General features: G+C 38.7%; 11 protein-coding genes. 5 read left to right on the top strand and 6 right to left on the bottom strand.

Annotated elements, in window-relative coordinates; translation table 11 throughout:
• Positions 1–426 (bottom strand): response regulator, encoded by a 426-nt coding sequence (locus PP182_RS02645; protein ID WP_272649778.1) that lies wholly within the window; start codon positions 424–426, stop codon positions 1–3.
• Positions 413–6,466: a PAS domain S-box protein gene (locus PP182_RS02640; RefSeq protein WP_272649777.1), complete on the bottom strand. Its 6,054-nt coding sequence runs from the start codon at positions 6,464–6,466 to the stop codon at positions 413–415. Before PP182_RS02640 ends, PP182_RS02645 begins: the two co-directional genes overlap by 14 nt.
• Before the next feature lie 152 nt (positions 6,467–6,618).
• Here PP182_RS02640 and PP182_RS02635 point away from each other — a divergent pair, with 152 nt between their 5' ends.
• Positions 6,619–7,047, top strand: coding sequence for a response regulator (locus PP182_RS02635; RefSeq protein ID WP_272649776.1), 429 nt, complete (start codon positions 6,619–6,621; stop codon positions 7,045–7,047).
• A gap of 308 nt (positions 7,048–7,355) precedes the next feature.
• Here the strand turns inward: PP182_RS02635 and PP182_RS02630 are convergent, their stop codons facing one another.
• Positions 7,356–8,711, bottom strand: coding sequence for a TolB family protein (locus tag PP182_RS02630; protein ID WP_272649775.1), 1,356 nt, complete (start codon positions 8,709–8,711; stop codon positions 7,356–7,358).
• A gap of 198 nt (positions 8,712–8,909) precedes the next feature.
• On the bottom strand, positions 8,910–9,791 hold the full coding sequence (locus tag PP182_RS02625) for a hypothetical protein (RefSeq protein ID WP_272649774.1): 882 nt from the start codon (positions 9,789–9,791) through the stop codon (positions 8,910–8,912).
• 228 nt (positions 9,792–10,019) lie between these two features.
• Here PP182_RS02625 and PP182_RS02620 point away from each other — a divergent pair, with 228 nt between their 5' ends.
• Complete coding sequence (locus tag PP182_RS02620) at positions 10,020–11,132, top strand: Gfo/Idh/MocA family protein (RefSeq protein WP_272649773.1); 1,113 nt, start codon at positions 10,020–10,022, stop codon at positions 11,130–11,132.
• Positions 11,133–11,175: 43 nt separating this feature from the next.
• On the opposite strand, the gene PP182_RS02615 is transcribed toward PP182_RS02620, so the two are convergent.
• Positions 11,176–12,144 carry a 2-hydroxyacid dehydrogenase gene (locus PP182_RS02615; RefSeq protein ID WP_272649772.1) on the bottom strand — a complete coding sequence of 323 codons (969 nt, stop codon included), beginning with the start codon at positions 12,142–12,144 and terminating at the stop codon, positions 11,176–11,178.
• A 16-nt stretch (positions 12,145–12,160) separates the two neighbouring features.
• Complete coding sequence (locus tag PP182_RS02610) at positions 12,161–12,982, bottom strand: 3-keto-disaccharide hydrolase (protein ID WP_272649771.1); 822 nt, start codon at positions 12,980–12,982, stop codon at positions 12,161–12,163.
• A 131-nt stretch (positions 12,983–13,113) separates the two neighbouring features.
• Here PP182_RS02610 and dinB point away from each other — a divergent pair, with 131 nt between their 5' ends.
• The 3 genes from dinB (at position 13,114) to PP182_RS02595 (ending at position 19,169) form a co-directional block, all read left to right on the top strand.
• Positions 13,114–14,328 carry a DNA polymerase IV gene (gene dinB, locus PP182_RS02605; protein ID WP_272649981.1) on the top strand — a complete coding sequence of 405 codons (1,215 nt, stop codon included), beginning with the start codon at positions 13,114–13,116 and terminating at the stop codon, positions 14,326–14,328.
• Positions 14,329–14,347: 19 nt separating this feature from the next.
• On the top strand, positions 14,348–17,353 hold the full coding sequence (locus PP182_RS02600) for a DNA polymerase III subunit alpha (RefSeq protein WP_272649980.1): 3,006 nt from the start codon (positions 14,348–14,350) through the stop codon (positions 17,351–17,353).
• A 91-nt stretch (positions 17,354–17,444) separates the two neighbouring features.
• Complete coding sequence (locus tag PP182_RS02595) at positions 17,445–19,169, top strand: family 43 glycosylhydrolase (protein ID WP_272649770.1); 1,725 nt, start codon at positions 17,445–17,447, stop codon at positions 19,167–19,169.
• The last annotated feature ends 48 nt before the right edge of the window (positions 19,170–19,217 follow it).

Below are 19,217 nucleotides of genomic sequence, written 5' to 3'. Positions count from 1 at the left end.
CTATTTGGTTAGGGTAGTTATCTGCAACCAAAATTCTTCAATTTTTAGAATTGCCTTTAAAAAATCCTCCATATTAAGTGGCTTTCTTACATAACTGTTGGTGTGGTTTTCATAAGCTTTTTCAATATCCTTTTCATTTGAGGAGGTGGTCAACATTATTACGGGAATTTTTTTGAGTATTGGGTCGCCTTTTATTTTTTTTAATACTTCATGCCCATTAAATACTGGGATGTTTATATCCAATAGAATCAAATCAGGTTTTTTTACTTCTGTGTAATCCCCTTTTTTGTATAGATAATCAAGAGCTTCTTGTCCATTTCTTGCAACATTGATTTCTGTTTTTACTTGGCTTTCTTCAAAAGCTTCCAGGGTAAGGAGAATATCTCCTTCATTATCCTCCACCAAAAGAATATTAGCTAATTTCATTTTTCTGTATTTTATGTTTTCTATTTTTTGCTATGGTAAAGAAAAACGTTGTGCCCTCACCAACTGTTGATGTCAGCCATATTTTTCCATCTAAAAATTCAACACACCTTTTAACGATAGCAAGACCAATTCCTGTTCCGGCATAACTTTCTCGATTATGTAATCTTTGGAAAATAACAAAGATTTTATCATAAAATTGAGCATCTATCCCTATTCCATTATCGGTTACTGAAAACTTCCATTCATTTTCCTTTTCCTGAGATTTAATTTCTATAACAGGTGCAATTCCTTCTCTGGCATATTTAATGGAATTATCCAGCAATCCATGAAAGATTTGAGTCACTACGGCATTGTACGTTACTATAGATGGTAATTCTTCCGATTTTATGATCGTTGAACTTTCTGCTATAACTTTTCTTCTTAATTGTTCGTAGCTGGTTATGACTTCATTTAAGTTTACTTCTTCAAGATCATCAGAGGGTTTACTGGCCCTAGAATAGTCAAGTAAATCTAAAATGATGTTTTTCATGCGTTTAGCACCATCGGTGGCGAAGTAAATATATTGAAGCGCTTTATCGTCCAGTTGGTCTTCGTACTTTCTTTTTAATTGATCCATAAAGCCAGAAATCATTCGCAATGGTTCCTGTAAATCGTGGGAGGTGACAAATGCAAATTGTTCCAACTCTTCATTAGAGCGCTCAAGTTCTTTAGTATACTGCTTTAGTAACTCCCTGTTTTTAATTTCTTGTGTAATGTCTGTTGAAATACCAATAATACCCCTCAAATTTTTCTTCCCATCATAGATTGGAGAATTGGTAATCTTGACTGTAAAATTTGTGCCATCCTTTTTCTGTACTTCAAAATTGCCCGACCAGGACTCCCCCTTCTTCAGCATTTCCATTATTTTCCGGGCCTCTTCTTCATTATTTTCCAGAGTGGTAAGTTGCATGATATTCTTCCCCAAAGCTTCTTCAGCTTTCCAACCATACATAATCTCGGCGCCTTTGTTCCAGTAGTTAACTTCCCCCTCTAGGTTGGTTGCTATTGCCCCCTGCCTAACCATGCTTAATAAATTAGCTTTGAACCTATTTTCTTTTTCAGCTTTTTTTCTTTCGGTAATATCTATGTTAGTACCTATCATTCTAATAGGGTTTCCTGAAACCTCATCTCTTATTACGATAGCTTCTCCTGCAACATATCTAATTGACTTATCATGCCTAACCACTCGAAATTCTGCGTTAAATTTGGAAAGGCCTTTTAATGCATTTTGTAATTCCTCATTAGCTTCATCAACATCATCAGGATGAATTTTGGCTTCCCAAGCTTCAAATGCACCTTGAAATTCGTTTTCTTCAACATCAAAAATATCGTACATGGTATCGTCCCAAATAAGGTGGTCATTTACCACATCCCAATCCCATATGCCAATATTTCCAGTTTTGGTTGCAAGACGTAATCTTTCTGAGGAAGCAATTAAATCTTCTTCGGCTTTTTTTCTTTCGGTAATATCTAAAATTATAGCAATGAAGTTACTATAGTCGGCTTCCTCAACTAATTTCAAGTGGACCTCTACAGGATAAAGGCTACCATCTTTACGCTTATGTTCGGTAAAAAATATTACCTTCTCTTTTTCATGACTTAATAAAGGAGAAACTAATTGGTTAAAGGACTCTTCTGTGTACTCAGGTTTTATATCTAATGGAGTTAGATCATGTAATTCTTGCTTTGTATAACCAAGGTTGAGCATCGCTCCTTTGTTGACATAACCGAATTTAAAGGTTTTGGAGTCGAACATGTAAATTTCGTTCAAGCTGTTTTCTAGCGTTTCTTGAAATCTAGCTTTTTCATCTTCTGCTTTTTTTCGTTCTGTGATATCAAAACGAATGGCCAAATATTGTACGGGTTTGTTTTTATCATTTAAAAAAGGTGTTATGGTCGTATCCACCCAGTAATAGGAGCCATTCTTTGCTTTATTTTTAACTTCTCCACGCCATACTTTTCCTGAGGCTATTGTTTTCCATAACTCTTTAAAAAAGCTTGCAGGATGGTAGCTAGCGTTAATAATACGATGAGTTTTTCCAAGAAGCTCTTTTTTGCTGTAGCCCGATATTTCACAAAAATTATCGTTGACAGAAGTTATCACCCCTTTCTGGTCTGTGAAAGCGATAATGGCAGATTGGTCCAGTGAATATTTATAATCTCCCAAAGCTTTTATACTTCTTTCTAATTCTAGAGCTGCAGTCTTTTGCTCATGAATATCTTGAATACTACCATAAATACGCGTACATACACCGTTAATGAATTCTGCACTAGCATTACTTCTAACCCACAATTCCTTTTTATTTGCAGTAATTAAAACAGCTTCTATTTTATAGGGATCTCCAGTTCTTATACATTCTTCAACATTAGACCTTACCAGATCATGAAAGTCTTCTCTATAAAAGTTAATTGCGCCCTCAAAGGTTGGTATAAAAAAGTTAGGGTCTGTCTTATGAATTAAGTGGGTCTCTTTTGTCCAGTATACAGAATTATTAATAAGATCAACCTCCCAACCTCCAATTTTGGCTAGTTTTCCTGTTGATGTTAATAACTCTTCGTTTTTAGCCTGTTGCGTATTGTCAAGAATAATAGAGTTAAATAGAATGGTGCCATCTGCTAAAAAACTAGGACTGCCAAAACCTAAAAGGTTACGAACTTCACCTGTTGGAGATACATATTTTGAACGACTTATCCACTTTGATTTTGTTTGGATAGACTTTTGAACACTTGCTTGAACTTCTTCAAAATCGCCTCCCAATTTGATTTGGTCCCATATTAGTTTTGAGTTTTCTATAACTTGATCAGCCGTAAAACCCCAAATTTTTTCAACATCTCCAGATACATGCAATAATGCATCTGTTCCATCTGGATAAATAGCATAATTGTAAATTATTCCAGGTATATTGTCAGCCAGAGATTGTAGCCTATTTTCTGCTTGCTTGCGCTCGTTTATATCTTGAAAACTACCATAGACTCTTACACACGCACCATCAATAAATTCGGCTTTTGCTGTAGTGCGCACCCATCGCTCCTTATTACTACAAGTGACAATAACCGCTTCAATTTCATAGGACTCTCCAGTTTCTATGCATTTTTCAAAACTTGACAGCGCAAATTGGCGAAAATCTTCTCTGTAAAAATCAATTGCATTGTCCACAGTGGGAACGAATGAATTTGGGTCTGTTTCGTAAATTTTATGGACCTCATCTGACCAAAATACAGTTTGTTTAACCAGATCTACCTCCCAGCTTCCAATTTTGGCCAGCAGCCCAACATGCCGGTTCAATTCTCTAAGGTTTTTTTCTTCAGTGATGTCTTTGGCAACCGCATAAATAATACCTTGCTCTGGTAAAGAAGTTGCAGTCCAGCTCAACCAAATGACTTTGCCCGCTTTGGTAATATATCGATTTTCAAAACTGTCTAGGTCTTTGCCATTGTATAGTTTGTTTTGATTTTCTTCTGTGAGCGATTTATCTTCCTCATGTACAAATGACTTTATTGGACGAGAGCGGATCTCCTCCAATGAATACCCCAATAACGCTAACCCCGCCGGATTGATTTGCTTAATATAACCATCAAAACCTGCCACACAAATCATATCAGGTGTGAAATTGAAAATTTGAGATAGCTCAACTTCTGTTTTCTTTCTGCTTAGCTCAGACCCAATGGTTGACTCTAATTTTAGAAACAAATCTAAATTCATAGAAAGGGCAGATTTGGCTTTTTCTGTCCCTATCAAAAGGCCACCTAATAGATTGTCATTGTGCATTAATGGTATAGCAATAAGCGATTTAATCCCTGCCTTTTCTGCTGCAGCTTTTCTCTTGAATAAATGCCATTCTTCATCAACGGATTCCCAAATAACTGTTTCTCTATTTTTCAAAACTTGATCTGACAAGCCTTCTTTTATGCCTACAGCGTTTAATTTTTTGGATTCCTTAAAAAACTGCTTGCCTGCCTTACTACCGGTGTAACTTGCTGCGCGGTTAAGCTTTTTACTGTCAAAAGTTGGCAACCATATTTCAGCAAAACTAAAATTATCAAAATGAACTACTTGTTCGCAAACAGATGATAGGCATGTGGTTAACTCATTGTGGGTGTTTTGGTTGAAAATATCGCTAATTCGGTTGATGAGGTCTTTTTCAAGTTCTTCTGTTTTTCGCTTTGTTACGTCTCTAAAAACATCTACAATGCCTCTTATCGAAGGATCATGAACCAAATTAGTCACAACAGGTTCAACCCACCTCCAGGAACCATCTTTGTGCTTTAATCTTGCTGTAAAACCCTCTATAGAAACTCCTGGTTGCTTAAAGGATTTTGCCAATGCGGCCTGGGAGCCTTTAATATCTTCGGGATGAATCAACTCCCAGATATCCATTTTCATTATTTCAGATGGGGTGTAACCTAGAATATTTTTAATAGCCTCAGATACAAAGTTAGTTTCACCCTCTGGTGAAAGAATAACAATACAGTCCATACTATTTTGAATCAGTGTCTCGAATCTTTTCTCAGTTTGAACAATTCGTTCTTCTTGCTCAATTCTATCTGTAACATCCCTCGAATTTGCAACGATACCCTTCACAGATGGGTTGTCTAACATATTCGTCAGCACGGTTTCTACCCAACGCCATTCTTTTTTGTGGTTTAAAAAACGATAAGGTTTCAGCGTGACTTTGTTTTCTGTAGGTACTTTTTGGAGACCAGCTAAGACTCTCGGCTCATCATTAGGATGAATAAATTCAAAGGCATTTCTGCCGATAAATTCTTCAGGTGATATTCCAAGAACAGCGTTACTTGTTGGACTCACATAGCTATAGGTGCCATCTGTATCCAGAATTCCAATTAAATCGGAACCCTCCTGAATTAGTGCTTTAAAACGTCTTTCACTTTGAAGTAATTTCTCTTCTTGTTCAATTTTTTCTGTGATATCCCTTGAATTAATAACAATGCCATTAATCGCTGAGTTGTCTAACATATTTGTTAGTATAGATTCAACCCATCTCCATTCATTTTTATGGTTTTTAGCACGATAGGGTTTCATTATTACCCTATCCTCTTTTATTGATTTTTCCAGTTCGGCTGCTGTCTGTTTTTTATCATCTGGGTGAACAAAGTCAAATGCATTTTTACCAATAAATACTTCAGGAGGAATGCCGGCAATGGCAGTTATTGAAGGGCTCATGTACAAATAATGTCCTTTAATATCTATCACTGCCACCAAGTCGAATGCCCCTGTAACTAGCGCTTTAAAACGTTTTTCACTTTTGAGTAACTTTTCTTCTTGTTCAAGTTTTTCTTTGCCGTCCCTTGCCACGGAGTAAAAGCGTTTTGTACGCTCGTCCCATTTGGATGACCAGATATTATAAGCAATTCCACCATCTTTTTTTCGATACCTATTTGAGAATGATTTAATTTCTTGTCCGTTCCTTATAGTCGTATCTATTGAATCTGTAGCGGATAAATCCTCCTCAATTACCAACGACCTGTAAGGTGTACCCAGTAATTCCGCAGGGGAATAGCCCCAGTGCTCTTTTGCTGCTTCACTGACATAAAGAAACTCACCCTGCTCATTAAAAGTGCAGAATACATCCAAAGAAGAATCCATTAATTGTTTGGCTTCACTTTTATGGTTTACAATGTGCGATACATTTTTCCATTGACAAGCAACCGCATAAATCTTGTTCTCTTCGTTTTTTAAAGGTTCAAAAGTTGTTTGGCCATATTGTGTTTCTTTTAACTCAGAATTATAATAGTGATTTTCTGCTTCAAAAGATGCTCCTTTAAAAGCCCTTTTATAATAGGCTGCCCACTTCTCAACATCTTCTTTGCCAACGTCTTCGATAAATATCGACTCGTTCAGTTTATTTGTCAACCCAGGCACTACTTTCGTGAGGCCTTGGTATGCTTTATTGGAATAAAGCAATTGAAACTCAAGGTCAATAATCCAAAATGGAACTTTACTTTGTTCTAGAAAGATATTGGTCAACTGTAATTGTTCCATAATTTGGATTAAATATTTTGGGAAATACCGTATACTCAAATAGAAGGTAAGGAATGTTCTATTTTTAACAAAGAAAAACTCAATAAACTGACAGATTTAGATTACTGACTTCGATTATTTTGTAGTATTTTTATTACATTATGTAATAAACTATGAATATACTTTTGGTAGAGGACAATCTAGCTGATCTCTTTATTATACAGGAAGCTATCGACGAATTAGATCTTGCGTATCATTTAGAAACGGCAACCAATGGTGAAATGGCCCTTAAAAAGATTAAGGATATTTCGCAAAGGGATAGTATTGGTTTATTCGACCTAATTTTGTTGGACCTTAATATACCGAGCCCTGATGGTAGACAGATATTGAAATTTTTAAAGGCTGATTCAAGCTACGCTGATGTACCTGTTGTAATTTTAACAACATCCAGTGATTTGAAGGATATCAACTATGCGTATCAAAATCACGCTAATGCGTTTGTTACCAAGCCCTACGATATTGAGAACTTTTCCGAATATATAAAGAACATGTTGCTCTACTGGGAAAAACTCCGAATAGTATCCAAAAGGAAAAATGTTTAAACCAAAGGTGAATACTTTCCTACTTAAGTTTTAACAATTTATATTACTTATTATTAAGCGATTTGATGCTGCAAAGTTACTATCTGTGTATCTCCGGTTCAAATAGGGTTTATTAAATCTGTTGCGCTTCCTTCATGGTGAATTTTTTATCGATGTCCGCGTTAAAAGTTTAAAACTCTATTTTAAAAACATCGTCCTAATGCATAATTAATTGGGAAACTTCGTTAATAGAATACCAAATCGATTCCCACCTCGAGTATATCTAAAAACCACAACATGTTGAGGTTTTTTAATTTAAAGTAATGCCATTAATTCACGGAATAGCTCACAAAAGCCAACTTTTTACTATCCGGACTCCAAGAGGGTACGTTGATGGTTCCTTGGCCCCCAAAGAAAACGGGAGTGATATCACGAATCACCTTGGTTTCCACGTCCATAAGTCTGATTTTGACCTGTTTTCCGAAGAGGTGACTTTGTTTTTGGTCGGAGGTATAGGCTATGTAGGCAATCCATTTACCATCCGGGGAAGGGTGCGGGAACCAATTGGAATTCTCGTCAAAAGTTAGCTGTTCAGGTTTTTTTCCATTTGCCGTCATCCTCCAAATTTGCATGTGTCCCGATCTGTAGGAATTAAAGTAGATATATTTTCCATCCGGGGAATATTCAGGACCGTCGTCCAACCCCTCCGCAGTGGTGAGTCTTTTTTCCTTTCCGCCATTGATCCCAATGGTATATACATCATAATTACCGTTACGTTCAGCACAATAAGCCAAAGTTTTCCCGTTAGGGGACCAACCATGCCAATATGAGGGTACGTTAGCCGTTATACGCTTTGGTTCCCCGCCATTTATCGGCATGATGAAGATGGCCGATTTATAAGATTTGGAGGAAGGATTGTCTTTATCATTGTGGCTTATGGCCAACCACTTGTTATCTGGCGAAATACCATGATCATTGTTGCACTGGTTTGCAAAACCGGTATCAAGTAAGTTTAATTTTTTTGTTTTAAGATCTAAGGTGTATAGTTTGCCCTTACTGTTTACGATTAAATAACCGTCCGGATGCCAGTTGGGTGCCTCAAAATGTTCGTTAATACGTAACACGGTTTCTATTCGTCCGGTTTCTATGTCCACCGTTTGTATGTAACTGGTGGTGTCTATTTTGTTTTCGGGTGGATGCTTATAAAAATGCATGGATTGGCCAACAAGCTTCCATCGATCATTTGATTTATTCAAGAACCGCACTTCATAAGAAAGTGTTTCCTTTCCCAAGGTATCAACGGAAACTTCATCATGACCTACCCACGCCTTATTTTCTCCTATATTCATTTTATGGTTGAAGTGAAATGCGAATCCACCATTCCCGATCATATTGGGAGAAGGGTCTATTACCATCTCAACGGGGATGTTTATTACATTGCCATCCGCTGTGGACATGACCATGATACCATTTGGGGTAGCTTTCCAACATTCGGAATGTCTTTCCTTGTCACCTAAACGCCACGTGAGTCCCTCTTTTTCAAGAAGTTCAATGATATCAAGTGAGTCCTTGTTTTGTTGTGAATACATCGCAGTAGTTGTCAATGCTCCGAACAGTAAAATTAGAAACCTCAGTGTTCCTTTAATTTCAGTGAAATACTTCTCACGACAAATAGTGTGCTTCATGATTGCTTTTTTAGAAAGAATATGCCTTAAATATACATTTTTTGATTCCCAAAATTGCATACAACTATTTGTAAATGGGATAGTCTGAAATTATTGAACTTGCTGTTTTGGAACGGAAGGAGAAAAAGTTTGCAGGAACCTAAATTAGAATGCCTAACGTAATATAGATTTAATAAAGTATACCTTCTATCAAGGTAGTTACTTGTTTACACTGATCATAACGGCTTCACAACTCTGAAGGTCCGAGTTCAAAATTAAGTTTTCGGATTTTGATCCATCCGAAATTTCCACGGAAACCGTGTTTGGAGGGGCATCGCCCAAGTTGTGCGCATAGAGGAACAAATCATTGGATTTATTCGGATTCAGCTTCACCTTAAATTCGCGCTTGTAATAGGTCAGATAGTGTTTGGAGACTACCGGGGAACCGTTTAGGTATATGGATACAATGTCCCCATCCTGTCTTCCGTGGTCCCAAATTTTAATTGTTATGTTTTCATTGCTGAACGATAGTTCTTCGGTATAGGAAATTTTTCGACCATCGAACTGTTCCCTTATGGAAGGTTCGGGCTTGAGGCTTTCCTTGGTGGGTCCAGTGCTTAGAGCCTGAACCGGTTCCTTCTTTGCTTTCCTATTTCTTTTCTTTTCTTTTTTTGTAAGGCCTCTTTTAGCTTTTTCTGCCATCTGATGCTTTTTTTTCCGTTCATCGGATGCCTTGTTGGTAATGGAAAAGAAGGGTGTAACGAATTTTGCAATATTGAATTTATCATCAGGAAATAACTCTATACCCACTACTTGATATTGGTCTCCAGAACCAATGTTCTTGGCTAGTTCAATTCCATTCGCTGTACCCGAATTCTTAAAGGATCCTAGCTCCTGTACTACCATTTCATTTCTTACCAGGAAAAAACGGATCGATTTTTCTGTGTCAATATTTTTGGTATTCCACTCCAAAGTAACCTTTTGTGGAATGTTCCAAATGGTACCCTGAGCCGGGTCTGTAATCTGAATGTTTGATTTTTCTTGCGAAAAACCAAGTTTGAGCATCAAACAAAGAATAATAGGTATTACGGGGGATTTCATAGGAGGGTTAAAATGCAAAATAAATGAATTTCTTTTCATTTTAATAAAGCCAATAAAGCATGGGATTACAATTATAACGCTATTTACATTAAAATGTTGGGTTTATAGCCGTGGGTATGATGAAAACTGATATTTTTCTATGTCTAAAAATTGAATGATTAAGGTATACTACCCAATTGTGTGTTGAAAACACTATTTTTATAGGAAGCATATAAAATCTATTTAACAATGAGTTCAAGAAGAAAATTTATAGAAAATATTGCAGTTTCATCGATTGGGGTTTCGTTATTGAGTAACCCTACAAAACTATTCGCCTCACCTGATGATTATTATGAGGGTCCCATTTTAAGAGTCGCTATTATGGGGTTGGGCAGCTATGGAACTAGGGTCGCGGAAGCTATGTTGGATTGCAAAAAAGCCAAATTGGTGGGCGTAATAAGCGGCACTCCCTCAAAAATTAAAAATTGGCAACGTAAGTATAATATCCCGGAAAAGAATTGTTACAATTATGAAAATTTTGATGCCATAAAGGATAATAGTGATATAGATGCAGTATATGTAATTACGCCAAATGGACTTCATTGCGAACAGACTATTCGAGTGGCGAAGGCAGGTAAACATGTAATCTGCGAAAAGCCTATGGGGGTGAATGCCGAGGAAGGCCAGAAAATGGTGGATGCCTGTAAAGCTGCAAATGTAAAATTACTAATAGGTTACAGGATGCATTTTGAACCTAAAACGGTTCATGTCATCCAAATGCGCAAGGACGGGGAATTCGGTCAGCCAAAGTTTTTTCAGGGGCAATCAGGTTTTGTCATCGGTGACCCTACACAATGGCGATTAAACAAGGAACTTGCTGGTGGTGGTGCCATGATGGATATAGGAATTTATTCCATTAATGGTGCTAGATATGTTTTGGGTGAAGACCCTATTTGGGTGACCGCCCAGGAAACAAAAACCGACCCGGTTAAATTTAAGGAAGGAGTGGATGAGACCATACAGTTTCAAATGGGTTTTCCTAGTGGCGCTGTTGCCAATTGCCTATCTACCTATAATATGAATAATTTGGATCGTTTTTTCATGACGGGTTCCAAAGGTTGGATGGAGATGAAACCCTCCACAGGGTACGGCCCAATAGAAGGGCGTACACATAAGGGAGAGCTTGATCAGCCCCATGTAACGCATCAAACCCTGCAAATGGATGGTATGTCCGAATTAATATTCAATGATAAACAACCTATTGTACCCGTTGATGGAGAAGAAGGGGTGAAGGATATGAAAATCATTGATGCGATTTTTAAGGCGGCGAAAACAGGGGATAAGGTTGAGATTGAAGTTTAAAACGTATTTTCCGGCCCTAGAAAATATTGGGGCAGAGCAGATTTTATATTTCCGGGCTAACCAAGTTGGTTAATGGCTCCCCCCTTGAAAATTGAATGATGTTTAAAGCCGCCAATCGTGACATTTCGTTGCGGGCCTCTATGGTCGCAGAACCTATGTGGGGGGTCACAGCAACATTTTCCATAGTTAGCAAGGGGTTGTCCTTTTTCATTGGCTCGGGATTGGTAACATCCAGACCCGCACCCCAAATGGTTTTGTTTTGCAATGCTTTAATTAGATTTTCTTCATCATGAAGCCCTCCTCTGGCGGTATTTATAAAAATGGCAGAAGGTTTCATTTTGGAAAAGGCGGCGGCATTAAATAATCCTTTTGTTTCTTCTGAAAGGTTTGCGTGTATAGATAGGACATCGCTTTGCTCCAATAATTCATTAAAGGATACGTAGTTGGCATTTAGCTCTTTTTCAACTGAGGGGTTTGGTGTTCTGTTATGGTAGATGACTTTCATGTCATAGGCCCCGTGACAACGCTTGGCGAACGCACTTCCAATTCGTCCCATCCCGAATATCCCTACTGTTTTTCCCTTTAGTTCCATGCCTAAATTGGCCTTTGGCCTAAAATGTCCCCAATCCCCGGATATGATTTTTTTATGCATGTAGAACATTTTCCTGGAGACGGCCAACAAAAGCCCAAAAGCGATATCGGCGGTAGCATCGGTCATGGCGTTTGGTGTATTGGTAACGGGTATTCCCAGTTCTGCTGCCTTTTTTAAGTCGATATTATTGTATCCTACAGCGAACTGTGAAATCAACTTTAAATGTTTGTTCTGTTCCAGAAAATCGGCATCCAATGTATAAATACTTGATGATAACAGCACATCGTGCTCTTGGGTGGTCTGGAGTAGTTGTTCCCTGGTCATGGGGAGGTCTTGGGTCCACACGGTGACCTCAAACCCTTCTTTTTTTAACATTTCTATCCCCAAGGAAGGAAAGTTTAAGGAAACCAATACGTTCATGGTTTTAGTTTTTGGGCTAGTTATAGGGTAATAATTCTATTTTTCTAAAATCGATAGGGTGGCTATTGGATTGTAGGGAAATATATCCGCTGTTTACCGTGGAATCACCTTCTTTGATAAAAGCCCTTGCAAATTCATTTTCTGGATCGTACACGGGGTTGGCGTAGCTCATGATTTCCTCGCCGTTTACAAAATGCTTCACTTTTCCGTCTTGTACATCAATTTCAATGGTTACCCATTGATCTCCATGGAAGGTTTTGGCCACTTTTGCAGGATTACAGAACAGGTCACTTCGCTTTCCGTCTATTTCTACTTTCATTCCAATACCGCAAATAGCACCTAGTGGTCGATCCTCGGTTCCATTACCGCCGTGTAAGTTGTATTCCAGACAAATGGGGAAGCCTTGGTTCAGTTGAACGGTATTGGGGGGTTGGGTATGTATCTGTACCCCGCTGTCCCTATAGCCCCATTCGGGAGCACCGGCAGCGGTTTCGCCCACAAATCGATATTCTACTTTTAATCGGTAATCGGACAATTCCTTATCATAGAAAAGCGCACCAAAGCGCTCGCCAAATTCAGGTCCGTAGGCATCATACCGTATTTTCAGAATGCTGTCTTCTACTCTAAAAGTATTGCCAAAGTTTTCGTCTAAGGGATATCCGTTGATTTTCATGGTCCATCCGTTGAGGTCCTTACCGTTGAAAATGGAGACCCATTCTTCTTTAGCGGACTCTTTGGTGGTTTTATCTTCATCCTCCTTTTTTTCTTTGCAGCTCACTAGGCAAACAAATCCTATCAACAAATAAACTTTTAAAAGGTTAGGTATAGATTTTATCATCGTTTTATGTTCAAATTGAATTGAATTTTAAAAGTAGCAATATTCCAAATACTATATTTTAAAATATATTATGGAATATTTCCAATAATATGGATTTATTCCATAATTTAGTCTTCCTTTTTTGATTGATGATGGACAAAACTATTTTACATTTAGATCTCGATACTTTTTTTGTGTCCGTAGAGCGAAAGCTCGACAGTAAGTTGCTAAAAAAACCAATTCTTGTGGGTGGACTTAGTGACCGTGGGGTAGTAGCTGCGTGTAGTTATGAGACCCGTGGATATGGGGTGCATTCCGGGATGCCTATGAAAATGGCGAAGGAACTTTGTCCCGAAGCCATACAGATCAAGGGGAATGCAGGGACCTATAGCCAATTTTCGGATGTGGTGACCGATATCGTCAAGGAAAGTGTTCCTCTTTTTGAAAAATCCAGTATCGATGAGTTCTATGCAGATCTTACGGGAATGGACCGTTTTTTTGGCGCCTATAAATATGCTTCCGAATTACGGCATAGGATTATAAAGGAGACTGGGCTGCCCATTTCATTTGGTCTTTCGGTAAACAAAGTAGTTTCCAAAGTAGCCACCAACGAAGCCAAGCCCAATAACCAATTGAAGATAGATTATGGATTGGAAAAGCCTTTTTTGGCCCCACTCTCCATAAAGAAAATTCCTATGGTCGGGGATAAGACCTATCAAACATTGCGTAACCTGGGGCTACGAAAAGTACGGACCATACAAGAAATGCCCATGGATGTTATGCAAAGGGTATTGGGGAAGAATGGAAGGGTAATTTGGAAAAGGGCCAATGGCATAGACCATTCCCCCGTAGTTCCTTTTTGCGAGCGCAAATCTATTTCAACGGAGCGTACGTTTGATCGGGACACTATAGATGTAGTAAAGTTAAAGGGTATCCTTATCGCCATGACCGAAAACTTAGCCTACCAACTTCGCAGGGGAGAGAAATTAACGGCCTGCATTACGGTGAAACTCCGTTATTCCGATTTTAACACCTATTCCAAACAAGTACGGATTCCCTATACGAGTGCCGATCATATCCTTATTCCCAAAATTTTGGAACTGTTCAAGGCACTGTACAATAGAAGGTTATTGGTAAGGTTGATAGGGATTCGGTTCAGTCATCTGGTGTCAGGTAATTATCAAATCAATCTATTCGAGGATACCGAGGAGATATTGAATCTTTACCATGCCATGGACCATATTCGGAATCGTTATGGCGATAAAAGTGTAGTCCGCGCCTCTGCTATGGGAAAGAATACCATTGGGCGTATGCATAATCCGTTCGATGGCCGACCACCAATCGTACTGGCACATCGGAAACAATGAAATTTGTGATTTCACTCCAATGTACTTAAACTGTCATACATATTATAGCCTTAGATTCGGTACTTTTTCCGAAAAGGAACTCTTGTCCCTTGCCCAGGAAAATAAGGTGTCCCGGCTAGTATTGACGGACATTAACAACACTTCGGCTGCACTTAACTTTGTGCGTAAGGCTCCAGAGTTTAATGTGACCCCCATCCTAGGTGTTGATTTTAGGAACGGTGTGGACCAATGTTTTATAGGTATTGCCAAAAACAATGAAGGTTATTTGGAGCTTAACGACTTTTTATCGGAATACCTTCATGAAGAAAAAAAGTTACCGTCCAATGCTCCGGAATTTCAAAATGCCTATGTGGTTTATCCTTTTGAAAAGGTTTTGCTCAATGAAATGTTACATTTCAAAGAAAATGAATTTATAGGAATATCGATTGCCGACTTACGGAAACTACCATTTTCAAGAATAAAAGGACTTAAAAATAAGTTGGTAGTCCAGCAACCCGTAACCTTTAGGCATAAGAACGATTTTAATGCACACCGATTATTAAGGGCCATCGATAAAAATGTGCTGTTAAGCAAGTTGGACAAAACGGAGGAAGGTAATGAGGATGAAAAAATGTACCCTATTCAAAATTTAGCGGCCGCCTTCTCCGAGTATCCTTTTATTTTAGAGAATACAGAACGACTTTTAAATACCTGTTCCATTTATTTTGATTTTTCCGAGAAAAAGGAATCCCAAAATCTTCGAACCTATACAGGTACCAAGGAGGAAGATAATTTAATGATCGAAAGATTATGTCAAGAAGGTTTGCCCTATCGCTATCCGGATGGAGGGGAGGGTGTCCTAGAGCGCTTGGACAAGGAATTGGGGCTGATTAAGAAAAAAGGCTTTGTTTCCTATTTTTTAATCAATTGCGATATTGTCTCCTATGCACGAAAGCAGGGTTTCTTTTATGTGGGTAGGGGAAGCGGGGCAAATAGTATTGTCGCTTATTTATTACGGATTACGGACGTGGACCCCATGGAACTAGATCTTTATTTTGAACGGTTCATAAATCTATACCGTACCAATCCCCCCGATTTTGATATTGATTTTTCCCATTGGGATCGTCCAGCGATGACACAATACATTTTTAAGCGGTTTAAGAATGTAGCCCTTTTGGGTACCTATGTTACTTTTAAGGAAAGAGGGGTTGTTCGAGAATTGGGCAAGGTGTTCGGGCTCCCTAAGAACGAAATAGATTTACTTTCCGAGGGGAAATATGATCCGTCGAACCTTGATGAGGTTACCCGGCTGGTGTTAAAATATGGTCGATTGATTATGGGAATGCCCAACTATTTGAGCATTCATGCAGGGGGTATTCTCATTACTGAAAAGCCGTTACATTGGTTTTCGGCTACCCACTTGCCCCCCAAGGGTTTTCCTACTACCCATTTTGATATGGTCATTGCGGAAGACGTGGGACTTTATAAATTTGATATCCTTGGCCAAAGGGGGTTGGCAAAAATCAAGGAGTCCCTGGAAATTATTGGATATAATAGGCCAGATAGTTCCAGTTTTGACATCCACGATGTCAAAAAATTCAAAAAGGACCCAAGAATCAATAATCTAATAAAAACGGCTCAGTGTATGGGGTGTTTTTATGTGGAATCCCCTGCTATGCGTATGCTTTTGAAGAAGCTGGAAGTAGATAATTATTTAGGACTTGTCGCTGCGAGTTCCATCATCCGTCCAGGCGTTGCCAAAAGCGGCATGATGCGGGAATATATATTACGACATCGGGAAAAGGGCAGAACCGAAAAAAAAGCCCACCCGGTAATGTTAAATATTATGCCGGATACTTATGGGGTCATGGTATATCAAGAGGATGTAATTAAAGTGGCCCATTATTTTGCCGACTTGGATTTGGGCGAAGCCGATGTTTTACGACGGGGAATGAGCGGAAAATTCCGTTCCCGGGAAGAATTTGAAAAAGTACGTTTAAAGTTTATTGAAAATTGCCGTAAAAAAGGAGAACCCGATAGTATCATCTTTGAAGTGTGGGAGCAAATCGCCAGCTTTGCAGGCTATGCCTTTGCAAAGGGGCATTCCGCTTCATATGCGGTAGAGAGCTACCAAACCCTATTCTTAAGGGCGTATTATCCGTTGGAATATATGGTGGCCGTTCTCAACAATGGCGGTGGCTTTTACCGTACGGAATTTTACGTTCATGAAGCCCGTATGCTGGGGGCAACCATTCATCCTCCGTGTGTTAATAAAAGCAACAACAACAATGCTATTTATGGCAAGTCTATTTATCTGGGGCTGGGCTATCTGCGGGAATTGGAAAGCCGTGTAGCGGAACGTATCCTAAAAGAAAGAATGAAAGCGGGAAAATTCGTTTCCTTAGAGGATTTCTTGGACCGCGTACTTATATCTATAGAACAAGTGGGTATTCTAATACGTATTGACGCATTTCGGTTTACGGGTGTAAACAAACATCAATTACTATGGAAAGCCCATTTATTTTTGAATAAGGGAACAAAATTTGAGCATCCCAAGCTTTTTCCAGCCGTACATCAAAATTTCAAAATTCCCCAATTGCATACCAGTGAGCTGGAAAATGCCTTTACCCAATTGGAGCTATTGGGGTTTTGTTTGTGCAGTCCGTTCGAATTATTGGAGGAGGCTCCAAAAAACAAAAACGGGAGCAAGGATTTAAAACAATATATAAATGGATATATAGATATTTATGGGTATTTGGTTACGGTCAAGAATACGAGTACCTACACAGGTAAGCGTATGCACTTTGCTACCCTCGTAGATCAGCAGGGAACTGTTTTCGATACGGTGCTGTTTCCGCCCGTAGCTGCTAAGTATTCTTTTAGGGGTAGGGGTGTTTATCGATTTTATGGGAAGGTGGTGAGCGAATTCGACTTTTTAAGCATAGAGGTGGTGAAAATGAAAAAGGAAGATTATATCCCGGATCCGAGATATGCGGATATGAGAACGAGTAAAAAGGTCTTTTCTGGTAGTAAAAGTCCTTTATGAATTCTGTAAATGGCAAAGAATGGCAAAAGGATTTTAAGGAAGGCTAAACATAAATTTCTTAAATTTATTTGATTTCTATTCCAATAGGACTATGCAAATTTTGAAAAATCATTTTTATTTTCTTTTTGTTTGGTTCTTATCTCCTTTTCTGTCGAATGCCCAACCATCAACCTATTGCAATCCCATCAATATAGATTATACCTACATGATTTATGACGCCCATAAGGATATATCCTATAGATCCGGTGCAGACCCAGCAGTGGTTCATTTTAAGGGCGGGTATTATATGTTTGTCACCCGTTCCATGGGGTATTGGTATTCAAAGGATATGGACAGTTGGGAGTTTATTAAACCAAAACAATGGTATTTTCAAGGCTCCAATGCACCAGCTGCCTTTAATTACAAGGATTCGGTCTTATGTGTGGCGGGAAATCCTTCGGGATCAATGAGCGTATTGTTCAGTGAAACCCCGGAAAGGGGAGAATGGCAAGCTACCCCTTCCATTCTTCATAACCTTCAAGATCCCGCACTTTTTATAGATGATGATGGTAAAGCATATATGTATTGGGGTTCCTCCAATAAATTTCCTGTAAGAGCTAGAATGTTGAACAAGGACAAAAGGTTTCGGCCATCAGATGAAATTCACGAATTTTTTAATCTGGAGCCAGAAAAACATGGCTGGGAGAGATTTGGGGAGAATCACTCGGATACCATTAATAGAGGATACGTCGAAGGTCCTTGGATGAACAAGATAAAGGGAAAGTATTATTTGCAATATGCAGCTCCGGGAACGGAATTCAATGTATACGGAGACGGCACTTATATGTCCGATTCCCCGCTAGGACCCTTTACCTATGCTCCGAACAATCCATTTTCCTATAAACCAGGAGGTTTTATAAATGGTGCGGGACATGGAAGTACCGTACTTGGTCCAGATAACCAATATTGGCATTTTTCGTCCATGTCCGTTGGCATTAATGTGGGTTGGGAACGACGAATTGGTATGTTCCCCACATTTATCGATGATGACGGATTACTATATTCCAATACAAGATTTGGGGATTACCCCCATTATGCACCCTCTGAAACCGATAAAATGGGTGAATTTACCGGATGGATGCTACTATCTTACAAAAAGCCGGTGAAGGTGTCCACATCTGTCAATGAATATCCCGCAGAAAATCTGATTGACGAAAATGTAAAAACATTTTGGTTGGCAGATGAAAATAACAACTCACAGTGGATAGAAATAGATTTGGAAAAACCAGCTTTGGTAAGAGCGGTTCAAGTTAATTATAATGATTACAAGTCGAATCTATATGGGAAGATTCCCGCCCTATATCATCAATATAGTATTGAGGCTTCCGTGGACGGTACTAATTGGGAGGTAATCATTGATAAAAGTAAGAATAAAACGGACGTACCTAATGATTATGTTGCATTGAACGAACCTCAAAGAGTAAGGTTTATTAGATACAGGAATTTGCACGTACCCACTACCTATTTGTCCATATCCGATATAAGAATCTTTGGAAACGGTTTTGGAAAAGCACCAAGAACCGTAAATAAACTCAAGATAACCCGAACGGATAAACGAAGAGGGGCCAAATTATCTTGGAACCCTATCAAAAATGCCCAAGGCTATAATATTCTTTGGGGCATTGCTCCGGATAAGCTCTATAGTTCTTGGATGGTTTATGATAAGTCTTCCTTGGATATAAAATCCTTGAATATAAATCTGACGTACTATTTTTCTATAGAAGCCTTCAATGAAAATGGGGTGTCTCAGAAATCTTCCATTCTTACATTAGAATAAAATTTTCCTAGTATACTTTTAATAAAAAAGGAGTAACAAAGTATAAAT

It is taken from the genome of Maribacter sp. PR1, assembly GCF_028464145.1.
Taxonomy (GTDB): domain Bacteria; phylum Bacteroidota; class Bacteroidia; order Flavobacteriales; family Flavobacteriaceae; genus Maribacter.
Note: the sequence above shows the minus strand (reverse complement) of the source record. Positions and strands in the feature narration are given on the sequence as shown.